The sequence below is a fragment of the Streptomyces misionensis genome (genome assembly GCF_007896895.1).
Lineage (GTDB): Bacteria > Actinomycetota > Actinomycetes > Streptomycetales > Streptomycetaceae > Streptomyces > Streptomyces misionensis_A.
On sequence record NZ_VOGW01000071.1, the window covers coordinates 8,368 to 25,487 of the forward strand.

At 75.2% G+C, this 17,120-nt stretch carries 12 protein-coding genes and 2 pseudogenes; 5 read left to right on the top strand and 9 right to left on the bottom strand.

What is annotated here, in order from left to right:
* Positions 1-617: 617 nt before the first annotated feature.
* A pseudogene (locus FRZ03_RS40255) lies at positions 618-1,130 on the bottom strand (FUSC family protein); the annotation flags it as partial.
* A gap of 241 nt (positions 1,131-1,371) precedes the next feature.
* Here FRZ03_RS40255 and FRZ03_RS12805 point away from each other — a divergent pair.
* The 3 genes from FRZ03_RS12805 to FRZ03_RS12815 all read left to right on the top strand — a co-directional run bounded on the left by FRZ03_RS12805 (position 1,372) and on the right by FRZ03_RS12815 (position 4,136).
* Positions 1,372-1,848, top strand: a complete 477-nt coding sequence (locus FRZ03_RS12805) for an Lrp/AsnC family transcriptional regulator (RefSeq protein ID WP_074995994.1) — start codon at positions 1,372-1,374, stop codon at positions 1,846-1,848.
* A gap of 19 nt (positions 1,849-1,867) precedes the next feature.
* Entirely contained in the window at positions 1,868-2,563 is a 696-nt protein-coding gene (locus tag FRZ03_RS12810) for an HAD family hydrolase (protein ID WP_146465267.1), read from the top strand.
* A gap of 94 nt (positions 2,564-2,657) precedes the next feature.
* A complete protein-coding gene (locus FRZ03_RS12815) occupies positions 2,658-4,136 on the top strand; it encodes an MFS transporter (protein WP_146465268.1) in 1,479 nt (492 codons plus the stop codon).
* A gap of 48 nt (positions 4,137-4,184) precedes the next feature.
* On the opposite strand, the gene FRZ03_RS12820 is transcribed toward FRZ03_RS12815, so the two are convergent.
* Positions 4,185-5,006 carry a LysR family transcriptional regulator substrate-binding protein gene (locus FRZ03_RS12820; RefSeq protein WP_186785392.1) on the bottom strand — a complete coding sequence of 274 codons (822 nt, stop codon included), beginning with the start codon at positions 5,004-5,006 and terminating at the stop codon, positions 4,185-4,187.
* 218 nt (positions 5,007-5,224) lie between these two features.
* Between FRZ03_RS12820 and FRZ03_RS12825 the strand changes: the two genes are divergently transcribed.
* Positions 5,225-5,617 carry a DUF5997 family protein gene (locus tag FRZ03_RS12825; RefSeq protein WP_146465269.1) on the top strand — a complete coding sequence of 131 codons (393 nt, stop codon included), beginning with the start codon at positions 5,225-5,227 and terminating at the stop codon, positions 5,615-5,617.
* A gap of 115 nt (positions 5,618-5,732) precedes the next feature.
* Positions 5,733-6,011, top strand: a pseudogene (locus FRZ03_RS12830) (DUF4132 domain-containing protein); the annotation flags it as partial.
* A gap of 49 nt (positions 6,012-6,060) precedes the next feature.
* Here the strand turns inward: FRZ03_RS12830 and FRZ03_RS12835 are convergent.
* The 7 genes from FRZ03_RS12835 to FRZ03_RS12865 form a co-directional block, all read right to left on the bottom strand.
* Positions 6,061-7,605 (bottom strand): TRAFAC clade GTPase domain-containing protein, encoded by a 1,545-nt coding sequence (locus FRZ03_RS12835; protein ID WP_146465270.1) that lies wholly within the window; start codon positions 7,603-7,605, stop codon positions 6,061-6,063.
* A gap of 7 nt (positions 7,606-7,612) precedes the next feature.
* The gene (locus FRZ03_RS12840) at positions 7,613-10,057 is read right to left on the bottom strand and encodes a GTPase-associated protein 1-related protein (RefSeq protein WP_146465271.1); all 2,445 of its coding nucleotides are present in this window, start codon (positions 10,055-10,057) and stop codon (positions 7,613-7,615) included.
* Positions 10,054-11,241, bottom strand: coding sequence for a TRAFAC clade GTPase domain-containing protein (locus FRZ03_RS12845; RefSeq protein WP_146465272.1), 1,188 nt, complete (start codon positions 11,239-11,241; stop codon positions 10,054-10,056). The genes FRZ03_RS12840 and FRZ03_RS12845 overlap by 4 nt, the downstream gene beginning before the upstream one ends.
* Positions 11,242-12,888 (bottom strand): Hsp70 family protein, encoded by a 1,647-nt coding sequence (locus tag FRZ03_RS12850; RefSeq protein ID WP_186785393.1) that lies wholly within the window; start codon positions 12,886-12,888, stop codon positions 11,242-11,244.
* 2 nt (positions 12,889-12,890) lie between these two features.
* The gene (locus FRZ03_RS12855; RefSeq protein ID WP_146465274.1) at positions 12,891-15,056 is read right to left on the bottom strand and encodes an AAA family ATPase; all 2,166 of its coding nucleotides are present in this window, start codon (positions 15,054-15,056) and stop codon (positions 12,891-12,893) included.
* Positions 15,053-16,486 (bottom strand): coiled-coil domain-containing protein, encoded by a 1,434-nt coding sequence (locus tag FRZ03_RS12860; RefSeq protein ID WP_146465275.1) that lies wholly within the window; start codon positions 16,484-16,486, stop codon positions 15,053-15,055. Before FRZ03_RS12860 ends, FRZ03_RS12855 begins: the two co-directional genes overlap by 4 nt.
* On the bottom strand, positions 16,483-17,120 hold a 638-nt coding region (locus tag FRZ03_RS12865), incomplete at its 5' end, for a 4Fe-4S single cluster domain-containing protein (RefSeq protein ID WP_146465294.1). The genes FRZ03_RS12865 and FRZ03_RS12860, both read right to left, overlap by 4 nt.

Here is a 17,120-nt window from a genome sequence, read left to right on the forward strand (position 1 = left end):
GGGGGGGGGGGGGGGGGGCGGGGGGGGGGGGGGGGGGGGGGGGGGGGGGGGAGGGGGGGGGGGGGGGGGGGGGGCGGGGGGGGGCGGGGGGGGGGGGGGGGGGGGGGGTGGGGGCGGGGGGGGGGGGGGGGGGGGGGGGCGGGGGGGGGGGGGGGGGGGGGGGGCGGGGGGGGGGGGGGGGGGGGGGGGGGGGAGGGGGGGGGGCGGGGGGGGGGGGGGGGGGGGGGAGGGGGGGGGGGCGGGGGGGGGGCGGGGGGGGGGGGGGGCGGGCGGGGGCGGGGGGGGGGGGGGGGGGGGGGGTTGGGGGGGGGGGGGGGGGGGGGGGGGGGGGGGCCGGCGTCCAGGGCGGGGTCCTGGGCGGGGGGGGACGTCGTGGGCCCCGGCGGTGTGCGCGGGGGCGGGGTCGGGCGGCCGGTCCTTCTGGCGCTCGGGGCGCAGCGGGACGGGCTGTTCGGGGTCGGGGGGGCGCGCGCGGGCGCCCCCGGGCGCCAAGGGGGCCGCCGCCCCCGGGGGGCGGGCCCGCGGGGGCCCGCGGCCGCACCCGGGGAGGCCGCCCCTCCAGCATGGTCCGCCGGTCCGGGTGCCGACGCGCGGCCGGCCTCGGGGAGCGCGAGCCGGGGGGCGCCCGGGGGCTGCCCGCGCTCGTAGCACCACAGCCCGAAGCGGACCACGGCGGCGGCGAGCACGGACAGCAGCACGGCGGCCGACAGCTCGGGCAGCCGGTCGGGGGTCGCGTGCAGGAACTGGGCCGCGAAGAACATCATGAACGCGAACACGCCCAGGCTGTGGCCGCGTGGCCCCCAGCGGCGGGCGTACACGCCGGCACCGACGACGGCCAGGAAGGCGAGGTCCCGCGCGAGGGGGTACGGGTGCAGCGCGGCCGCCCCGGCGAGCACCGGCAGGCCCACGACGGGCAGCAGCGCGGTGGTGACCGCCTGGCCGCGCACGGTGGCGTCGGTGACGGTGAACAGGGCCAGCAGCGCGGCGAGACCGCCGGTGATCGCGCCGACGACGGACTGCCCGGCCAGCAGACAGACCACCACGGCGAGCCCGATGCCGAGGACGGCCCGCGACGCCCAGCGCAGACGCGCCCGTCCCGGGTCCGGAGCCACGAACACCTTCTTCAGCACTGCTGCCCTCCCCGAGGAACACAAAGGAAATCCGGCACACAAAAGGCGCCGCGGATCATCCGCAGCGCCATCGACATGTCTATAACAGCATCCTCGACCGCAGTGGCTCAAGTGAAGTCCGATTCACTGGTCCAATGGTTCAACACAGGCCGTTGTCGTCGGCACCAGGGAAAACCAACGGCCCAGGTCGGGCGGTGCGCGTGGCTCGTGGCGCACTGGGCCATTGGTACAGTCGTACATCATGGCCGTGGACGAACTCGACACCCGCATCCTGCGGTTGCTCCTGGAGCAGCCGCGCACCAGCGTGCGCGAGTACGCGCGCATCCTCGGCATCGCCCGCGGCACGCTCCAGGCCCGCCTCGACCGCATGGAGCGGGACGGCGTGATCACGGGCACCGGCCCCTCCCTGTCCCCCGCCGCCCTGGACCACCCGGTGCTGGCGTTCGTGCACATCGAGGTCACCCAGGGCCACCTCGACGACGTCGGGGACGCGCTGGCGGCGGTGCCGGAGATCGTGGAGGCCTTCTCGATCACGGGCGGCGGCGATCTGCTCGCCCGGGTGGTGGGCCGGGACAACGCCCATCTGGAGGACGTCATCCAGAAACTGATCAGCCTGCCCGGCGTGGTGCGCACCCGCACCGAGGTGGCGCTGCGCGAGCGCGTCCCCTACCGGCTGGGCCCCCTGGTGGAGTCGGTGGGCCGCGCCGCCCGCGCCTGACCCCGGCATGCTGGAGCGCATGAGCGGTCTCGGCGCACTCGCGGTCACCTTCGATCTCGACGGCACGCTGGTGGACAGCGAACCGAACTACTACGAGGCGAGCCGCCGGGTCCTGGCCGAGCAGGGCGTCACGGACTACGGCTGGGCGGAGCACCAGGCTTACGTCGGCATCGGCACCTGGGATACGGCGCTGCTCTGGCGGGAGCGCCACGGGCTGCGCGCCCCGGCGGAGGACCTGCTGGACGCGACCGACCGGCACTATCTGGAGCTGGCCCGCGCCCACACCCGCGTCTACCCGGAGATGCGCGGCTTCCTGGAGCTGCTGGCGGCCGACGGCGTGCCGACCGCGGTGGCCTCGGGCTCCACGCCGCAGGCCATGGCGGCGGTCCTGGCGGGCACCGGCCTGGGGGCCCTCGTCCGTGTGGTGGTCTCGGTCGCCGACGTGCCGCGCGGCAAGCCCGCGCCCGATGTGTTCCTGGAGGCCGCCCGGCGGCTCGGCGCCGATCCGGCCGACTGTGTGGTCCTGGAGGACGCGGCTCCGGGCGCCGTCGCCGCGCACGTGGCCGGCATGCGCTGCATCGCGATCCCCTATGTCGCCGCCCAGGCCGACGCGCCCGGCTTCGCCACGGCGGACCTGCTGCTGCGCGGCGGCCAGCCGGAGTTCACGGCCCGGTCGGCGTACGCCTGGCTGCAGAAGACGGCGCAGATGACATAGTCGTACAGACGATCCGGTATCCGGACGTACACCGACGCGCCGGGCGTTCCTCGCTTGCGCGCTCAACGCCCCGCGGCTGCTTAGCGTGGCCCCCATGACCATGGACAAGGCCGGGCCGACCGCCGACAAGCGGCGCTGGCAGGCGCTCTGGGTCTGTCTGACGACGGGCTTCATGACGCTGCTCGACAGCTCGATCGTGAATGTCGCCCTCCCCTCGATGGAACGTGGCCTGGGCGCCGACACGGCCGACCTGTCCTGGGTCGTCTCCGGGTACGCGCTCACCTTCGGGCTCGCCCTCGTGCCCGCCGGACGGCTCGGGGACCTGCGCGGGCGGCGCACGGTCTTCCTGTTCGGACTGGCCCTGTTCACGCTGGCCTCGGCGGCCTGCGGACTGGCTTCCGGAGCCGGCTGGCTGGTGTTCTTCCGGCTGTCGCAGGGCGTGGCCTCGGGCATCCTGGCGCCGCAGACCACCGGACTGATCCAGCAGATGTTCCGGGGCACCGAGCGGGCCCGCGCGTTCGGGATGCTGGGCAGCGTCGTCGGGCTGTCCACGGCCATCGGCCCGCCCGCCGGCGGACTGCTGATCCATCTCTTCGGCACCGACGACGGCTGGCGCTGGGTGTTCTACGTCAATCTGCCGATCGGGGTCGCCGCCTTCTGCGCGGCGCTGCGGCTGCTGCCGCGCACCCCGCCGGCCCCGGGCCGGCGTGAGGGCATGGACCTGCCCGGGGTGCTGCTCCTCGGCACGGGGGTGCTCGCGCTGATGCTGCCCCTGGTGCAGGAGCAGCAGTGGACGGGCCGGCTGAAGTGGGCGCTGCTGCCGGTGGCCGCGGTGCTGCTCGCGGGTTTCTGGGCGTGGGAACGCTGGCAGGGCTGGTGGGGGCGGGCGCCGCTGCTGGACCTGCGGCTGTTCGCCCAGCGGTCCTTCTCGCTCGGCGTGCTGCTGAACCTGGTCTACTTCGCGGGCTTCACCACGCTGTTCTTCGTCTACACCCTGTTCCTCCAGAACGGCGTCGGCTACAGCGCGCTCGCGGCCGGCTTCTCCTCGCTGCCGTTCGCCTGCGGTTCGGCGATCGGCGCCGCCGTGAGCGGCCGGCTGGTCGTGCGCCACGGGCGCAAGCTGGTGGTCGCCGGGCTCGGCGTGGTCGCGCTGGGCCTGCTCACGGCGATCGCGGCGGTGCAGCTGGTGCCGGGGCGGGGCGTGGCCTGGGCGGCGGCGCTGCCGCTGCTGGTCGCGGGCCTCGGCTCGGGCGTCACCATCTCCCCGAACACCACGCTCACCTTGGCGAGCGTGCCGGTGCGGCGCGCGGGGGCGGCGGGCGGGGTGCTGGTGACGGCCCAGCGCATCGGCTCCGCCGCCGGGATCGCCGCCGTCGGCGCCGTGTACTTCGCCCACCTTGCCAACCACGGCAGCCCCGCGACCGCCCTCCAGCTGGGGCTGCTGACGGCCGTCGGCATCGTCGTCGTCGCCCTGGCGCTCGCGGTGGCCGACCTGCGGGAACGGCAGGCGGAGCCGCTGAGCCCGGTGCCGAGCGCGACCCGGCCGGAGGAGGAACCCGACCCGGCGGCGTGAGAACCCCGGAAAGAACCCGGGGTCCGCTACGAGCGGCCTCGGAGCGTCTTACGAGCGGCGGCGCGGCCTGCCGCGCTTGGCGGCGGGCTTGGCCCCACCCGTGCGGGCCTGGCGACCGCGGCCCGACGACTTGGCGGCGGGCTGCTGCCGGCCGCCCGCCTGCTCGGCGCGCCGGGGCTTCTTGTCGGGCTGGGACCTGCCCGCCGGCTTGGCCGTACGACCGTCCGCCGCACGCCCCTCCCCCGCGCGCGCCGCGGTCGTACGCCCGCGCGTGCTGTTGACCGTGCGCCCCCGGACGATGCCGATGAAGTCCTCCACCAGGTCGGTGGTGGCCTCCTCCGGCCAGGACAGGACGACGCTGGACCGGGGCGCGTCCACGACCGGGCGGTACGTGAGGTCGCGGCGGTGGTGGAGCCGGGCCAAGGACTGCGGGACGACCAGGAGACCGACGTTCGCGGCCACCAGCTCGATCGCGTCCGCGGTCGTCGCGGGGCGTTCGAACGCGGGCTCGCCGGGCGGGGCGGCCCAGTCGAAGACGTCGTCCAGGGGGTGGAAGAGCACCTCGTCGGCGAGGTCGGCCAGGGTGACCTCGTCGGCGGCCGTGATCAGGTGGTCCTTGGGGACGACGACCACGCTGGTCTCGGTGTAGAGGGGGATCGCGCTGAAGAAGTCCCGATCCACGGGCAGCCGGACGAGTCCCGCGTCGGCCTCGCCCGCGCGCAGCAGCTCCGGCGCCTCGGCGGCGGGGGCCTGGACGAGGGTGAGCGGGACGTCCGGCAGGCGTTCGTGCCAGACCTTGACCCACTTGGCGGGGGTCACTCCGGGGACGTACGCGAGCCGGAACGACGGTGATTCCTCCGAGCCTGTCACCAGGCCAGGTTACCGGCCGCGGCGGGAGCGGCGGTCACGGGCCGGGCGCGGGTGCGGTGGTCACCGGCCGGGACGGGCACGACGGCCACCCGCCGGGGCCGCGGGCGCGATGATCAGCGGCCGCGTCCGCGGACGCCCCGGTCACCGGCGAGAGCCCCGGACGCGGTGGCCACCGGCTGTGGTCGGCCCGCCTATCCCTGGCCGATACCCTTGTCCTCATGAAGTCGCAGCAGAGCACCCAGACGATGAAGCCCGCGACCGCGGCGAAGAAGCTGGGTGTGTACCTCCCCGCCACCCCCGCCTCCTTCCAGGAGGGCGTGGTCTCGCGCGCCGAGCTGAACCAGCTCCAGGCCGACCCGCCGGAGTGGCTGAGCGAGCTGCGGCGCAACGGCCCCCACCCGCGTCCGGTGGTCGCCGCGAAGCTCGGTGTGTCCATCGCCGGCCTCGCGCGCGGCGGGGTGACCGAGCCGCTCACCACGGAGCAGATCGAGGCGCTCAAGCAGGAGCGGCCCGAGTGGCTGGAGAAGGAACAGGCCACCCAGGCCGAGGTCCGCAAGGAAGCGGCGCGTCTCAAGGCCCGCAAGCAGGAGAAGGAGTCGGAGCGGGACTGACCCCTCCGGCCCCGCCCACCGCTTTTCCCCAGCGCCCTCCGCCCGCCGGAGGGCGCTGTCAGTGGTCACCCCTAGAGTTCCCGCCAGTTGATCAGTGCGGTGCGGGGAGGCACGAATGGGGTGGGTGTCGGCGGGCGGCTACGAGGTCGCCCTGGACGGCGGGAAGGTGGTGTGCCGCAACACCGCCGGGCGGCTGCTGAAGTCGGTCCCGCCGAAGCTCGCGGACGATCCGGCGGTCGTCGGCCTGAAGCAGCTCGTCGCATGGCTGGAGCGGCACGAACGCCAGTGCCTGGCCGACGCCGAGCGGTGGATGGCGCGCTCGCTGCCGGTGCCGCTCGCCGTCGTCACCGGGGTGTGGCCGGACCCCGCCTGGCGGGCCGCGCTGCGCGACCTCCAGGCGGCCTGGTCCGGCTGACCGGGCCCGGCGCCAGGAGCCGGGCTCCTCACTCGCGCAGACACCACTCGGTGAACGCCGCGACGCTGGGGTCCACCCGTCCCGCGCCGTCCGCCACCGCCGCCGTGCAGAAGTACCGGACCTCACCGAACTCCAGATCCATGGTCTCCACCAGGTTCCGCAGCCCCAGCGCCTCGCACAGCCAGGTGCGGGCCGAGTCGCTGTCGTCCGGGCGGGCGGGCAGCAGGGTGGGCTGCCCGGCCAGCAGGTCCCGCTTGCTGATGGCGACGGCGAGCCGGGCCTTGTCGAGACGGGTGCCCATGGTGCGCACCGTCTGCACCGAGCGCGAGAACACGTCCTCCGGGTCGACCGTCGAGGCCAGCGTGCGGTCCACCTTCGGGCCCGCCGCGTCGAGGCGGGTCCAGAACGCGTCGACGGCCATCGGGTCCAGGACGAAGACGAAGGTGCGGGCCTCGCGGATATAGCGCAGCGCGTCGGTCTCCTCCCGGCTGACGAACCGTTCCCCGGCCGTGTCGAAGACATGCACCAGCCGCTCGGCGCGACCGGTGCCGCGCACGAACGAGTGGGCGCGCGGCAGCGTCTTCTGGGTGGGGCGGGTGTGCCCCTGGATCTCCAGCACCTCGTTGAGCACCCGCTGGTTGGCGCTCGACTCGGGGTCCGCGAGCCGGATCGCCGGCCCGCCGTTCTCCGCCGCGCTCTCCAGCGACTTGACCATCGCCGCCATCAGCTGTGTCTTGCCCGCGGCCCGGCCGCCGATCAGCGGCAGGATCAGCTCGGGCATGTGCCCGGCGTCCGGGTTCATCGGCCTGCCGCAGTGTTCGTGCACGCAGTGACCGGCGAGCCGGGCGTCCCTGCTCATCAGCATCAGCAGGGTCGGTATCCGCTCGCCGCAGGCGCACCGGCGCCGGAAGAGGCCGAAGGTGCCCGGGCGGATGTCGGCATGGCGACGACGGCAGGTCGGGCGCGGGCAGTCGTACGCCGGATAGGGGACGCGTTCGAAGCAGCTCGGGCACAGCATCCCCCTCGGCAGCCCGCGCAGCAGCATCCCGGCGCGGTCGACGGCCCGCAGGGTGAGCGCGATCAGCCGGGCCCCGGCCGTCAGCAGGGCCACGCCGAGCGCCTGCGCACCGAGCAGCGCGCCCAGCAGCGGCGCCGCGGCACCGGCGCCGAGGCCGAGGCCCAGGTAGAGGGTCAGGCCGTACGGGACCGAGAAGGCCCGGTGCACGGTGGGTGCGGTGAACTGGCGGGCGGTCACCTGGCGGTAGGCGTCGGTGACCGTGCGGACGTACAGCCGCCTGCCCAGGGTGCGGAGTTGGCGCAGGTCGCGGGTGGCGGGGCCGAAGAAGTAGTTGCGGTGGGCCAGTTCGTCGGCGGCCCGGAACGGCGGGACGGTCACGAACTCGGGGGTGCGCCGGCGCAGCACGCCGTCGAGCAACCGGCAGTAGCGCCAGAGCAGTTCGCTGACCAGGGCGATCCCGCGCAGCAGCGCGATCACCGGGACGAGGGGCAGGTAGAGCAGGAGCAGGGCCAGGTAGGCCAGGGGGACGAGGACGAAGATCAGGACTTCGGCCACCTCGGGCTCACCTCGCTTCCGGTCGGGGGTCGTCCGGGGGCCGCCGCTGGGTGAGTTTGCGGCCCCACTTCTTCACCCGGCCCAGCCGGTTCTCGGCGCACTCCTGGTAGCGGTCGGCGAGGCGGGTGTCGTAGGGGCGCAGCGCGCGGGCGAGGCGGTCGAGGTCCTCGGACCGCCAGTGCTGGGCGATGTGCACGCGCAGCGTCTGGACGATCTCCAGGTGGGCCTGGGCCGGCGCGGCCCGTTCGGTGTCGACCGCGATCGTCCCGGTGACATGGCTGAGCAGCACCTCGTCGACGCGGCCGGAGGTCGTCGCGGCCCGCTGCACGGCACGCAGATAGCCGTCCGCGAGGGAGAAGCCGAACTGTCCGATCTCCGTGCGCAGCCGGGCCGGGTCGGCGGGCAGCCGCAGCAGGACGGGGAGCAGCCGGTGGCGTTTCAGGGCGCGGGGTGCCGACCAGGCGTCGATCTGCGGGATGCGGAAGGCGCGGGCGAGTTCGGTGGCTTCGGTGGCCTCGCGCAGGGCCGCGTCCAGCCGGAGGGTGACGTCCACGCACTCCCGGGTGACCGGCCGCAGCCGACTGTAGCGGCCGGGCGCGACGAGGGTGTCGCACAGCACCAGGCAGTCCCGCAGGGCCCGTTCGCCGTCGACCTCCTGTTTCACCGCGCGGTCGAACCACTCCCCCACCGCCTCGTCCACCGGCCCGTCCACCGGCAGCCGGCGGGCGATCTCGGTGGCCTCCCGGTGCGTCCAGGCCGGCGACGGCTGCCGCCACAGTCCCCGCAGCAGCTCCGCGTCCGGTGAACTCTGGTCGCGTACCTCGAGGATGCGGAACAGCAGGTCGACCGTGCGGGCGGGCTCCCGCTCGGCCTGCGCCCGCCAGTAGTGCTCCAGGAGCCGGGGCCGCCCGCCGAGGTCGCCTTCGCCGAGCAGCATGGCCGGGAACTGGGAAAACAGCTGCTCCTGGCCGCCCCGTTCGGACAGTACCTCGTGCACCGCCGTGGCCAGCCCGGCCCGGAACTCCGGGAGGACGCGGGCGAGTCGGCCGGTCTCCTCGCGCAGGCCGGTGCCCGCGCCGGAGGTGCCGAGCAGGGCGTGGGCCAGCTCCAGGCTCTGGGCGGCGAGCAGCTCCGGCGGCGGGGTGAGCCCCGCGCCCACCGCCCACAGCAGCAGCCGTACCCGCTGACGGCTGTTCGCGGCCTCGCCCAGCAGCCGCTGCCACAGGGCGGTGGCGCGCTCCCGCTCGGCGGGACGGGTGAGCGGCACCGGGCCCGGCGCGCCCGGCACACAGGTCATGTAGGCGCGGATGCGGGACTGGTGGAGCTTGCCCTCCAGTTCCTGGTGCAGCGCGGTGTCACCGCCCGCCTCGGCCGCCGCGCTCAGCGTCGCGAGCTGGTCGTCGTCCAGGTCGCGGTGCTTGTGGTGGATGTCCGCCGCCACCGCGGCGCGGCGCGGCCCGAGGTGGGCGGCGCCGGGCAGCCAGTCGAGCACCGCGCGGACGTCGGCGTCGGTCAGGTCGATGCCGCCCGCGGCCGTGGCCGCCGCGACCGGGGGGTGCCAGTCGCCGGGTGTCCGTTCCCGGCCGTGGGTGTACTCGGCGGTCCAGGACCACACCGAGCGGACCGAGCCGACCCCGATCCGGGTCAGCAGCCGGATCAGATGGTGGGTGGGCACCACTTCGGGGAAGCGGCCCGCGGAGAAGTCGAAGACGGTGTACGACTCCTCGTCGTCGGGGCCGAAGACGGGGTGTGCCTCGGGCACCGTGCCGATCAGGTGCAGCCGGCTGCGGGCGGGGCGCAGCAGGTAGGTGGCGAAGGAGAGGGTGCGGGCGAGCGGGGGCGGCAGGAGGTAGGAGACGGCGGCGAACCAGTGGGCGATCCGGTCCGTCGTGTCGTCGATCACCACGACCGAGCCGTCCTCCGCGAGTGCCGTGAACACCGCCGACAGCAGGGCGGGCAACTGGTCGGCGTGCGGGTGCGCGCGGAGGAATGCCTGCGTCGAGCGGGGGGTCAGCGGGCCGCGCGACAGGGGCGCGGTCAGCTCCGGGATCTCGGTCGTGTCCGCCACCCGCGCGGCCCACACCGGGGAGTCCCACAGTTCGATCGGGAGCAGTCCGCCGCTGTCCGGGGTGAACTCGCCCTCGGTGTACAGGGCGTGGGCGAAGTAGTTGCCGAAGCGGCGCGCCGAGTCCCGGCCGGCGTAGCGCACGCAGAGCGTGGTGTCGCCGCCGTCGCGGCCCGGGGTGTGGCAGAGGTTCACCGGGCAGCGGGCCAGTTGTTCGGGGGCGTCCGACTCGACCAGGGAGCGGGGTGGTTCGTATCCGGCCAGGCTCTCCACCCGGTGCCGGGTCTCGGCCGAGACCTGCTCGCTGACCGCGTTGAACTGGAACCCCGAGGACCCGCTGAGGCCGTGCTCGCAGGAGGTGTAGTACAGCTGCTGGAAACCGGTCATCCGCGGCCCGCCCTGGGCACCGCGCCGAACTCGCTGAGCAGCCACAGCAGCGGGTCGGCGACCCGGTAGGGCTGGATGCCGGTGTCGGCGACGCGGGCCTCGGGCGTGGCGCTGCGGCCCAGCGCGGAGACCCCGAAGTAGCGGTAGCGGGCGAAGGTGTTCTCCAGGGCCTGGTCGATGGGCACACCGTCCCATTTCTTGAGCAGCTGGCGCACCTCCTCGTGGACGTCGAGGCTGTCGCCGACGTCGAAGCGGCCGCGCGCGGGGGCGTGCGACCGCAGCGGGCTGCCGTTCTCCATCAGGTGCCAGAAGGCGTCCATCTTGGAGAAGACCACCGCGATCGGGGTGTCTATCTTCGCCGCCTTGCCGCCCCGCGCGGCCAGCAGCATGCCGCTGACCCGGCTCAGCACATTGATCGGCGGATCGATGCCGTCCATGCCGGGCAGGGCGGTGCCGGGTGCCGCGTTGTCCCGGGCGCCGGGCATCTGCAACGGGTCGAGCAGCAGGATGATGCCGTCCGCGTTGGTCAGGTAGCGGGTGTTCAGCTCCACGCTCTCGCGGCTGTTGAAGTCCTCGCCCGCGGTGTCGAAGAAGGACAGCACGCTGTGCTGCGGCCGCTCCGCGAACCACTTCTTGCGGCGCAGCCCGAACCGGAACACCAGCGGTTCCACCCGGTTGGCGTTGGTGGTCGCGGTCTGCGTCGGCGGGAACATCTGCCGGTCGCGGTAGAGCCGTTCCTCGTACTCCGAGCTGTAGCGGCGCATGGTGGTGTCGTCCAGGCCCATCAGGGAGGCGCCGTAGGCCTCGCCGACCTGGTTGCGCATCTCGTGCAGCAGCACCGTCATGTAGATCGTCTTGCCGGAGGACCGCGCGCCCACCATGGCGATCAGCCGGTTGTCCACCATCCCGAACTGCAGGGGCAGTTCGACGTGGCAGACGGGGCAGATCCGGTACGTCGTCTCGCTGTCGCAGTCCGGGCACACCGCCGTGGACCTGCGGCCGTCGGCGGCGAAGTCCGGGCCCACGTCGTGGCTGGGGCGCCGGCCGAAGCGTTCGTCGAGGACCGGGTCGCGCCGGCGCTGGCACTGCTTGCGGGTGCGGCTGAGCCGGCTGTTGCAGCGGAAGCGGATCTCGCGCGCGGCGAAGGTCTCGTAGCAGTAGGGGCAGGTGAGTCGTCTGGCCATTCAGGTCACTCGCAGCCGGTGCAGCGCCGTGGGGCGCAGGTCGATGTCAAGGTCGTGGTCGGTGTCGGGGCCGCCCGCCGGGAAGCAGACGAGCCAGGAGGGGCCTCTGGCACCGGGGAAGGGGAATTCCACGGTGAGCGGGGTCCCGGCGGGCAGTCGCTGCGCGGGGATCTCGTGCACGACCGTGCCCTCGGCGGTGCTGGTGGGGCGGTAGCGGCCGAGGCCGTGGACGATCCGGAGGGCGGGCAGGTCGCAGCCGGTCCGGGCGGTGAGGGTGACGGTCGCGACGCGGGCGCCGGTGAGCCGGCGGCGCAGGGCGGGTTCGTACTCGACGACGGGGGGCTCGGCGGGAATCCGCAGCGAGGCGGCGCCCTCGGTGTCGACGGTGGGATCGGCGACGAGGGCCTCGACGGTGAGCGTGATCGCGCCCCGGCCGAGGGCGAGGTCCAGGCCGCCGTCGTGTTCGTAGGTACGGCGTCGGCAGGTGAGGTCGCCCTCGCGGGGGCCGTCGCCCGTCGCGGTCGCGTCCTCACGGCGCCAGCGGACGCGCGCGGTGAGGGCGGTGTCGGGCCAGGCCCACAGGACGAGGAGGTGGTCGTCCCGGCGGAGGTACTGGAGCTGGGTCACCGGGACGGCGCGCAGGGCGGGGGCGGACGCTGGGCCGAAGGGCGCGGCCGGTTCGGTTTCCGGTCCCAAACCCTGGTCCGGTCCCAGGTCCTGGTCCGGTCCCAGGTCCTGTTCCGGCGTCGGTTCCGGTTCTGGTTCCGTTTTCCGTTCCGGTTCCGGTGTGGGTTCGGGCTCGTGGGAGTCGGGGAAGCCGGGGGCGGTCCGTTCGCCCCGCGCGGGGTCCTCCTGCCGACGCGACGCCCCGGACACGGCGGAGCCGGTCCCGCCGAGGTTCTTCCGGACCGGCTCGCCCCGGGGGTCCGGGTCTTCCGGGAGGGGCCGCCAGGGCTGCGGGTCCGGGTCCGCCAGGGGCGGCGGGAACCCGGGCCGCGCCGGGGCCGGACCGGCGGCCACCCGGAGCAGACCGAAGTCCTTGCGGAGCAACAGGCCGTGCACGACGGCCAGTTCGGGGTCGGTGCAGCGGACGGTCAGCCCCTGGGCCTCCGGCAGTTCCTCGATGTCCGCGCGGCGGGCGGGCGACGTGTACAGGGCGCCGGACAGGAGCACGGCGTCCGGCTCCGACTCGGCCAGTTCCCGGGCGATCGCCGCGAGGGCGTGGTCGTCGGCCCGTTCCGTGCGGGTGCTGACGATGTGGGCCGTCAGGTTTGGGGCGATGGCGAGGACCGTCAGGTCGACCGTGCCCGCGGCCTGGTCCACCACCAGGAGCGTGCGGTTCACGCCCTCGTCGATCGCGCCGTAGTGCAGGGCCACCGCGATGGGTTCCGGGAGGACCTCGCGGACGCGGAGCCCCGCGTCCTCGGCGGCGCCGCGCAGGCGGCCCTCTTCCTCGCGGCCGGCGGACGCGGGCAGGCCGAGCACCACCTCCGCACCGGCGGCGTCGGCGAGGACCGCGGCCAGCGCGGTGGCGGGATCGGCGACCGCGTCCGCCTCGGTGTGGTCCGTCACGGTCATGGTCGGCCGGCCGTCCGGGCCGATGCGGCCCACGCGGGTGATGCGGTGGCCGCTGGCGATGCCGAGCATGTTCAGCCGTTCCCTTCCTCGGTCCTGACCCATGGGGTGCCGTCGGCGCCGACGCCGAGCCGGAGCCGGCTGCCCGGGTCCGGGCGGCGGGCCAGGAAGTGGGCGACGACGGCCGTGCGCAGCGGTTCCAGTTCGTTGCGGATCTGACGGCCGCCGTACGCCTGGCGCTCCGGGTCGCTCATCCGCCCGGTGATCCAGGGGTGCAGGGACTCCTGGTCGGCGACCAGTTCGACCTGGTGGCGTTCGCGGACGGACTCGGTGAGCTGGCCCAGCAGCCGGTCGGTGATCTTCACGACGTGCTCGCGGCGCAGCATGTCGAAGACGACCACGCCCGGCTTGAGCCGGCCGTAGATCTCCGGCCGGCCGATCGCGCGGAACTTCTCCTCCACGGCGTACGTGAAGTGCTCCTCCAGATCGGCGTACGGCACTTCGTCGCCGCTGCGGGCCAGCAGGTCCTGGACCGCCTCCGCACCGGTGTTGGAGGTGAAGATGATCAGGCACTGGGAGAAGTAGGCGGTCTGCCCCCGGCCGTCGGTGAGCCGGCCGTCCTCCAGGATCTGGAGGAACTTGTCCAGCACCCGGGGGTGCGCCTTCTCGATCTCGTCGAACAGCAGGACGCTGAACGGCCGTTCCTGGACCCGGCGGGTCAGCTCGCCGCCCTGCTCGTGGCCGATGTAGCCGGGCGGCGCGCCGGCGAGCCGCTCGGCCGCGTGTTCCTGCTGGTACTCGCTCATGTCGAAGCGGGCGTACGCGCTCTGGTCGCCGAACATCAACTCCGCCACGGTCTTGGCCAGTTCGGTCTTGCCGACGCCGGTCGGGCCGACGAAGAAGAACGCGCCCCGGGGCCGGGCGCCGCCCAGACCGCCGAAGTCGACGCCCACGAAGGCGGCCTGGAGGGCGGCGGCCACCGCGTCGACGGCCTTGGCCTGGCCGACCACGCGGGCCCCCAGCACATCGGCCGCGCGGGCCACGGTCTCCCGGTCCAGCTGGGTCCACGGGTCGACGCTCACGTTGAGCCGGTGCAGTTCGAGGAGCTTGTCCGGGCGTTGCAGGGGCGCGCCGCGCAGCCACGAGGTGCGGGCGAGGGCCTCGATCTCCCAGCCCGACATGCCGTCACTCGCGCCGACCAGGGCCTCGATCTCCTGGCGGGTGGCGTCCCGCGCGCCGTTGAACTCGTCGCGCAGCCAGGACAGCCACAGCCGGCGCTCGCTGGGATCCGGGGGGCCGATGTGCAGGGTGGCGATCCGGGGGTCCTCCTGGTGGAACCAGCCGGGCAGCCGTCCCACGTCGCCCACCGCGCACAGGACGGCGTTGCGAGCGTGCGGGCGGGGGCCCACCGGGCTCGCGTGCGGGGTCACGGCGTCGGTCATCGCGGCGCGCAGCCGGAGGTAGCCGAGGCTCGACTCGGGCTGCCCGGGCGGGAGATGGTGGTCGACGTCCTGGAAGACGAAGGCCGTGGCCGCCTCGGGCGAGGCGGCGATCCGGTGCACGAGGGCGAGCACGTCCTCGAAGGCGCGCGGGGGGCCGGCCGGGCGCGGGGAGAGCAGGCTCGACCGGTCCCGCCCGCGTTCGGCACCGCGCCGGGCACGGTCGTCGGCGGGCCGCCGTTCGCCCGCGGGCCCGTCCCGGCCGTCGCGCCACGCGCGTTGCCGGTCACCGGCGGACGCGTCCCCGCCCTCACGCCACCGGTCGCCCCCGGCCGCGCCTGCGCCGTCCCGCCCGGCACGCTGCCCGTCGTCCGGCCGTCGCCGCGGTTCGTCTCCGCCGGCCGGCTGACGCGCGGGCTCGTCCCCATCGCCCCGCCCGGCACGTCGGTCACCGTCCGCGGGCAGGCCCTCGCCGCCGTTCCCGGCGGTCGCCCGGGGCGGGTTCGCCGCCAGCCGGGCGAAGCGCTCGGCGTGGTCGGGCAGCGGGAAGGTGAGCCCGGCCACCGGGTCCCACCAGCCCACCACATCGGCGCCACGCGCCTCCAGCACCCCGGCGACCAGCCGCTGGAAGGAGGCGGGCCGGTCCTCGAACCACCAGCGGTCCCGGATCTGCCCGTTGAGGATCACCTGCCGGCCGCGCCGCAGCTCCCAGCCGAGCGAGACCGCCCACAGGGGCATCATGCCGTTGGCGGTGACGGGTCCGGTGCCGTCCCCGCTCTTGGTGAAGTCGGCCGTGCTCATGGGTTCGTCCACGTCCGGTAGGTCTCGCGGGGCAGCGGCTCGGCACGCCGGCCCGGCGGTTTGCCGTCCCAGGTGAGCTCGCCCGGGATGAAGCCGTCGTCGCCGCCCAGCGCCTCGTGCACCCGCTCCAGCAGCGCCTCGGTGGTGTCGCACACCGCCTCGTCCCGGGGCGCGTACAGGGTCACGTCCGGCTCGCCGGCCACGTGGTAGACGAGGACGGGCGCGCCGTCGTCGTCGGTGGCGACGGTCGTCTCGTACGACGCCCCGGTCGGCCGGGTGAAGTGCAGCCGGAAGCTGCCCCCTTGGTCCTCGCCGCCGTCGAAGGCGAAGCCCTCGCCGGTCATGGCGTCCTGGAGCGCCGCCACCAGGTCCCGGCGCCGCTGGTAGGCCAGCTCCAGCTCGTCCAGCCGGCGCTCGGCGTCGGGCAGCCTGCCCTCCAGGACGGCGACCGCGTCGAGGGCCTCGTCCGCCGAGCGCGCGGTCAGCGCCTCGACGACGGCCCGCACGGCGTCCCCGATCTCGTGGGCGAGGTCCTGGTCGCCGAGGTCGGCGGCGGCCTCCGCCACGCCCTCGGCCGCCGGGCGCACGACGTCGAGCCGCTCGGCGGCCTCGGCGAGGGCCGATTCCAGGGCCGCCCGCGCCGCCTCCGCGCGCTCGCGCTCCCGTGCCTCGGCCGCCTCCCGCTCCCGCGCCGCCCGGCTCTCCCGCTCGGCGGCCCCCCGTGCCTCCCCCACCGTGGCCGCGTGCCGGGCGAGGGCGTGTTCGACGGTGCCGAGCAGGGCCTCGAAGCGGACCTGCCCGCCCTGGCCGGCGGCCGCGCGCAACCGGTCGAGCAGGTCGGTGCAGCGACGGTGTCCCTCCGCGTCGAGGGCGGCGCCGTCCGGGCCGGCGACGACGGACAGCCGGTGCTCCAGTTCGGCCAGGACGACGGCGGGGTCGTCCGTACGGCTTCCGGTCGCCGCCGGGCGCAGGCTCACGACCCGGCCCCGCAGTTCCTCCACCGCGTCCCCGAGCGGCTCCCCGCGGCCGGCCCGCTCCCGCAGCTCCGCCAACCGCCGCTCCAGGGCGTCGGTCTCGGCCCGGTGCCCGGAGCGCCGGGCCGACGCGATCAGCTCCCGCACCTCGTCGAGGCCCCGCTCGTCCACCCCGAGCTGGTCCGCCCGCGCCCGGGCCACACCCGCTTCCTGGTCGGCGCGCCGCCGGGCCGCCAACTCGGCTTCCCTACGGGCGACTTCGTCGCGGCGCCGCTGCGCCTCGGCGCGGGCCCGCTCCCGGCGGGCGGCCGCCGCCTGGGCCGCCCGGGCGCGCTCGGCGGCCCGCCGGCGCTCCCTGGCCCGCCGTTCCTCGGCCCGGCGCCGGCGCTCCGCCGCCTCCCGTTCGGCGTACCGCGCGCCGACGCGGACGCTGCTGTACTTCGGTGATCCGCTCATCGTTCCCTCCGTGCCTCGGTGTGCAGCACGAACCCCCGCGCCGCGAGCTGTTCCTCGAGCCGTTCCCGGAAGCCGGGCTCCGGCGGCACCCCGGCCCAGGAGAACGATCCGTCCACCTCCACGGACAGTTCGATCCCGGCGGTCGTGTCCGGCTCGGCCAGCACCTGCCGGTAGCGGTCGGTGAGCGGGATCAGCCGCTGGTTGTCCGAGCCGCGCCAGCGCAGGCTGCCGTGCCGCGCCGCCAGATAGGGGCCGTCGACCAGCAGGTCCAGCCGGTCCAGCAGGGCGCGCCGGTCCGGGCCGCCGCGCCGCAGTGCCTCGTGGCGGAAGCCGGAGTAGGCCATCGCGCCGAAGTCCGCGCGCCGCTCCCGTACCGCGTCGAGCAGTTCGACGAGCGCCCGGGCCTGGCCGAACGGCTCCCCGCCGGAGAACGTGACGCCCTCGATGCCGTCCAATCCGCAGAGCCAGTCGGCGAGTTCGGCGACGGACCGGCTGGTCCCGCCCTCGAACGGCAGGGTCTCCGCGGCCACGCAGCCCGGGCAGCGCAGCGGACACCCCTGGACCCAGATCACCGCGCGGCTGCCGGGCCCGAGGGCCGTGCAGCGGTCCAGTGTCCGGGCGACGGAGAGACGGG

Coding starts and splice junctions, on each gene's coding strand:
- FRZ03_RS12845 (WP_146465272.1), bottom strand. CDS start 11,241: ATGGCCAGACGACTCACCTGCCCCTACTGCTACGAGACCTTCGCCGCG.
- FRZ03_RS12805 (WP_074995994.1), top strand. CDS start 1,372: ATGGCCGTGGACGAACTCGACACCCGCATCCTGCGGTTGCTCCTGGAG.
- FRZ03_RS12810 (WP_146465267.1), top strand. CDS start 1,868: ATGAGCGGTCTCGGCGCACTCGCGGTCACCTTCGATCTCGACGGCACG.
- FRZ03_RS12855 (WP_146465274.1), bottom strand. CDS start 15,056: ATGAGCACGGCCGACTTCACCAAGAGCGGGGACGGCACCGGACCCGTC.
- FRZ03_RS12860 (WP_146465275.1), bottom strand. CDS start 16,486: ATGAGCGGATCACCGAAGTACAGCAGCGTCCGCGTCGGCGCGCGGTAC.
- FRZ03_RS12850 (WP_186785393.1), bottom strand. CDS start 12,888: ATGCTCGGCATCGCCAGCGGCCACCGCATCACCCGCGTGGGCCGCATC.
- FRZ03_RS12815 (WP_146465268.1), top strand. CDS start 2,658: ATGACCATGGACAAGGCCGGGCCGACCGCCGACAAGCGGCGCTGGCAG.
- FRZ03_RS12840 (WP_146465271.1), bottom strand. CDS start 10,057: ATGACCGGTTTCCAGCAGCTGTACTACACCTCCTGCGAGCACGGCCTC.
- FRZ03_RS12825 (WP_146465269.1), top strand. CDS start 5,225: ATGAAGTCGCAGCAGAGCACCCAGACGATGAAGCCCGCGACCGCGGCG.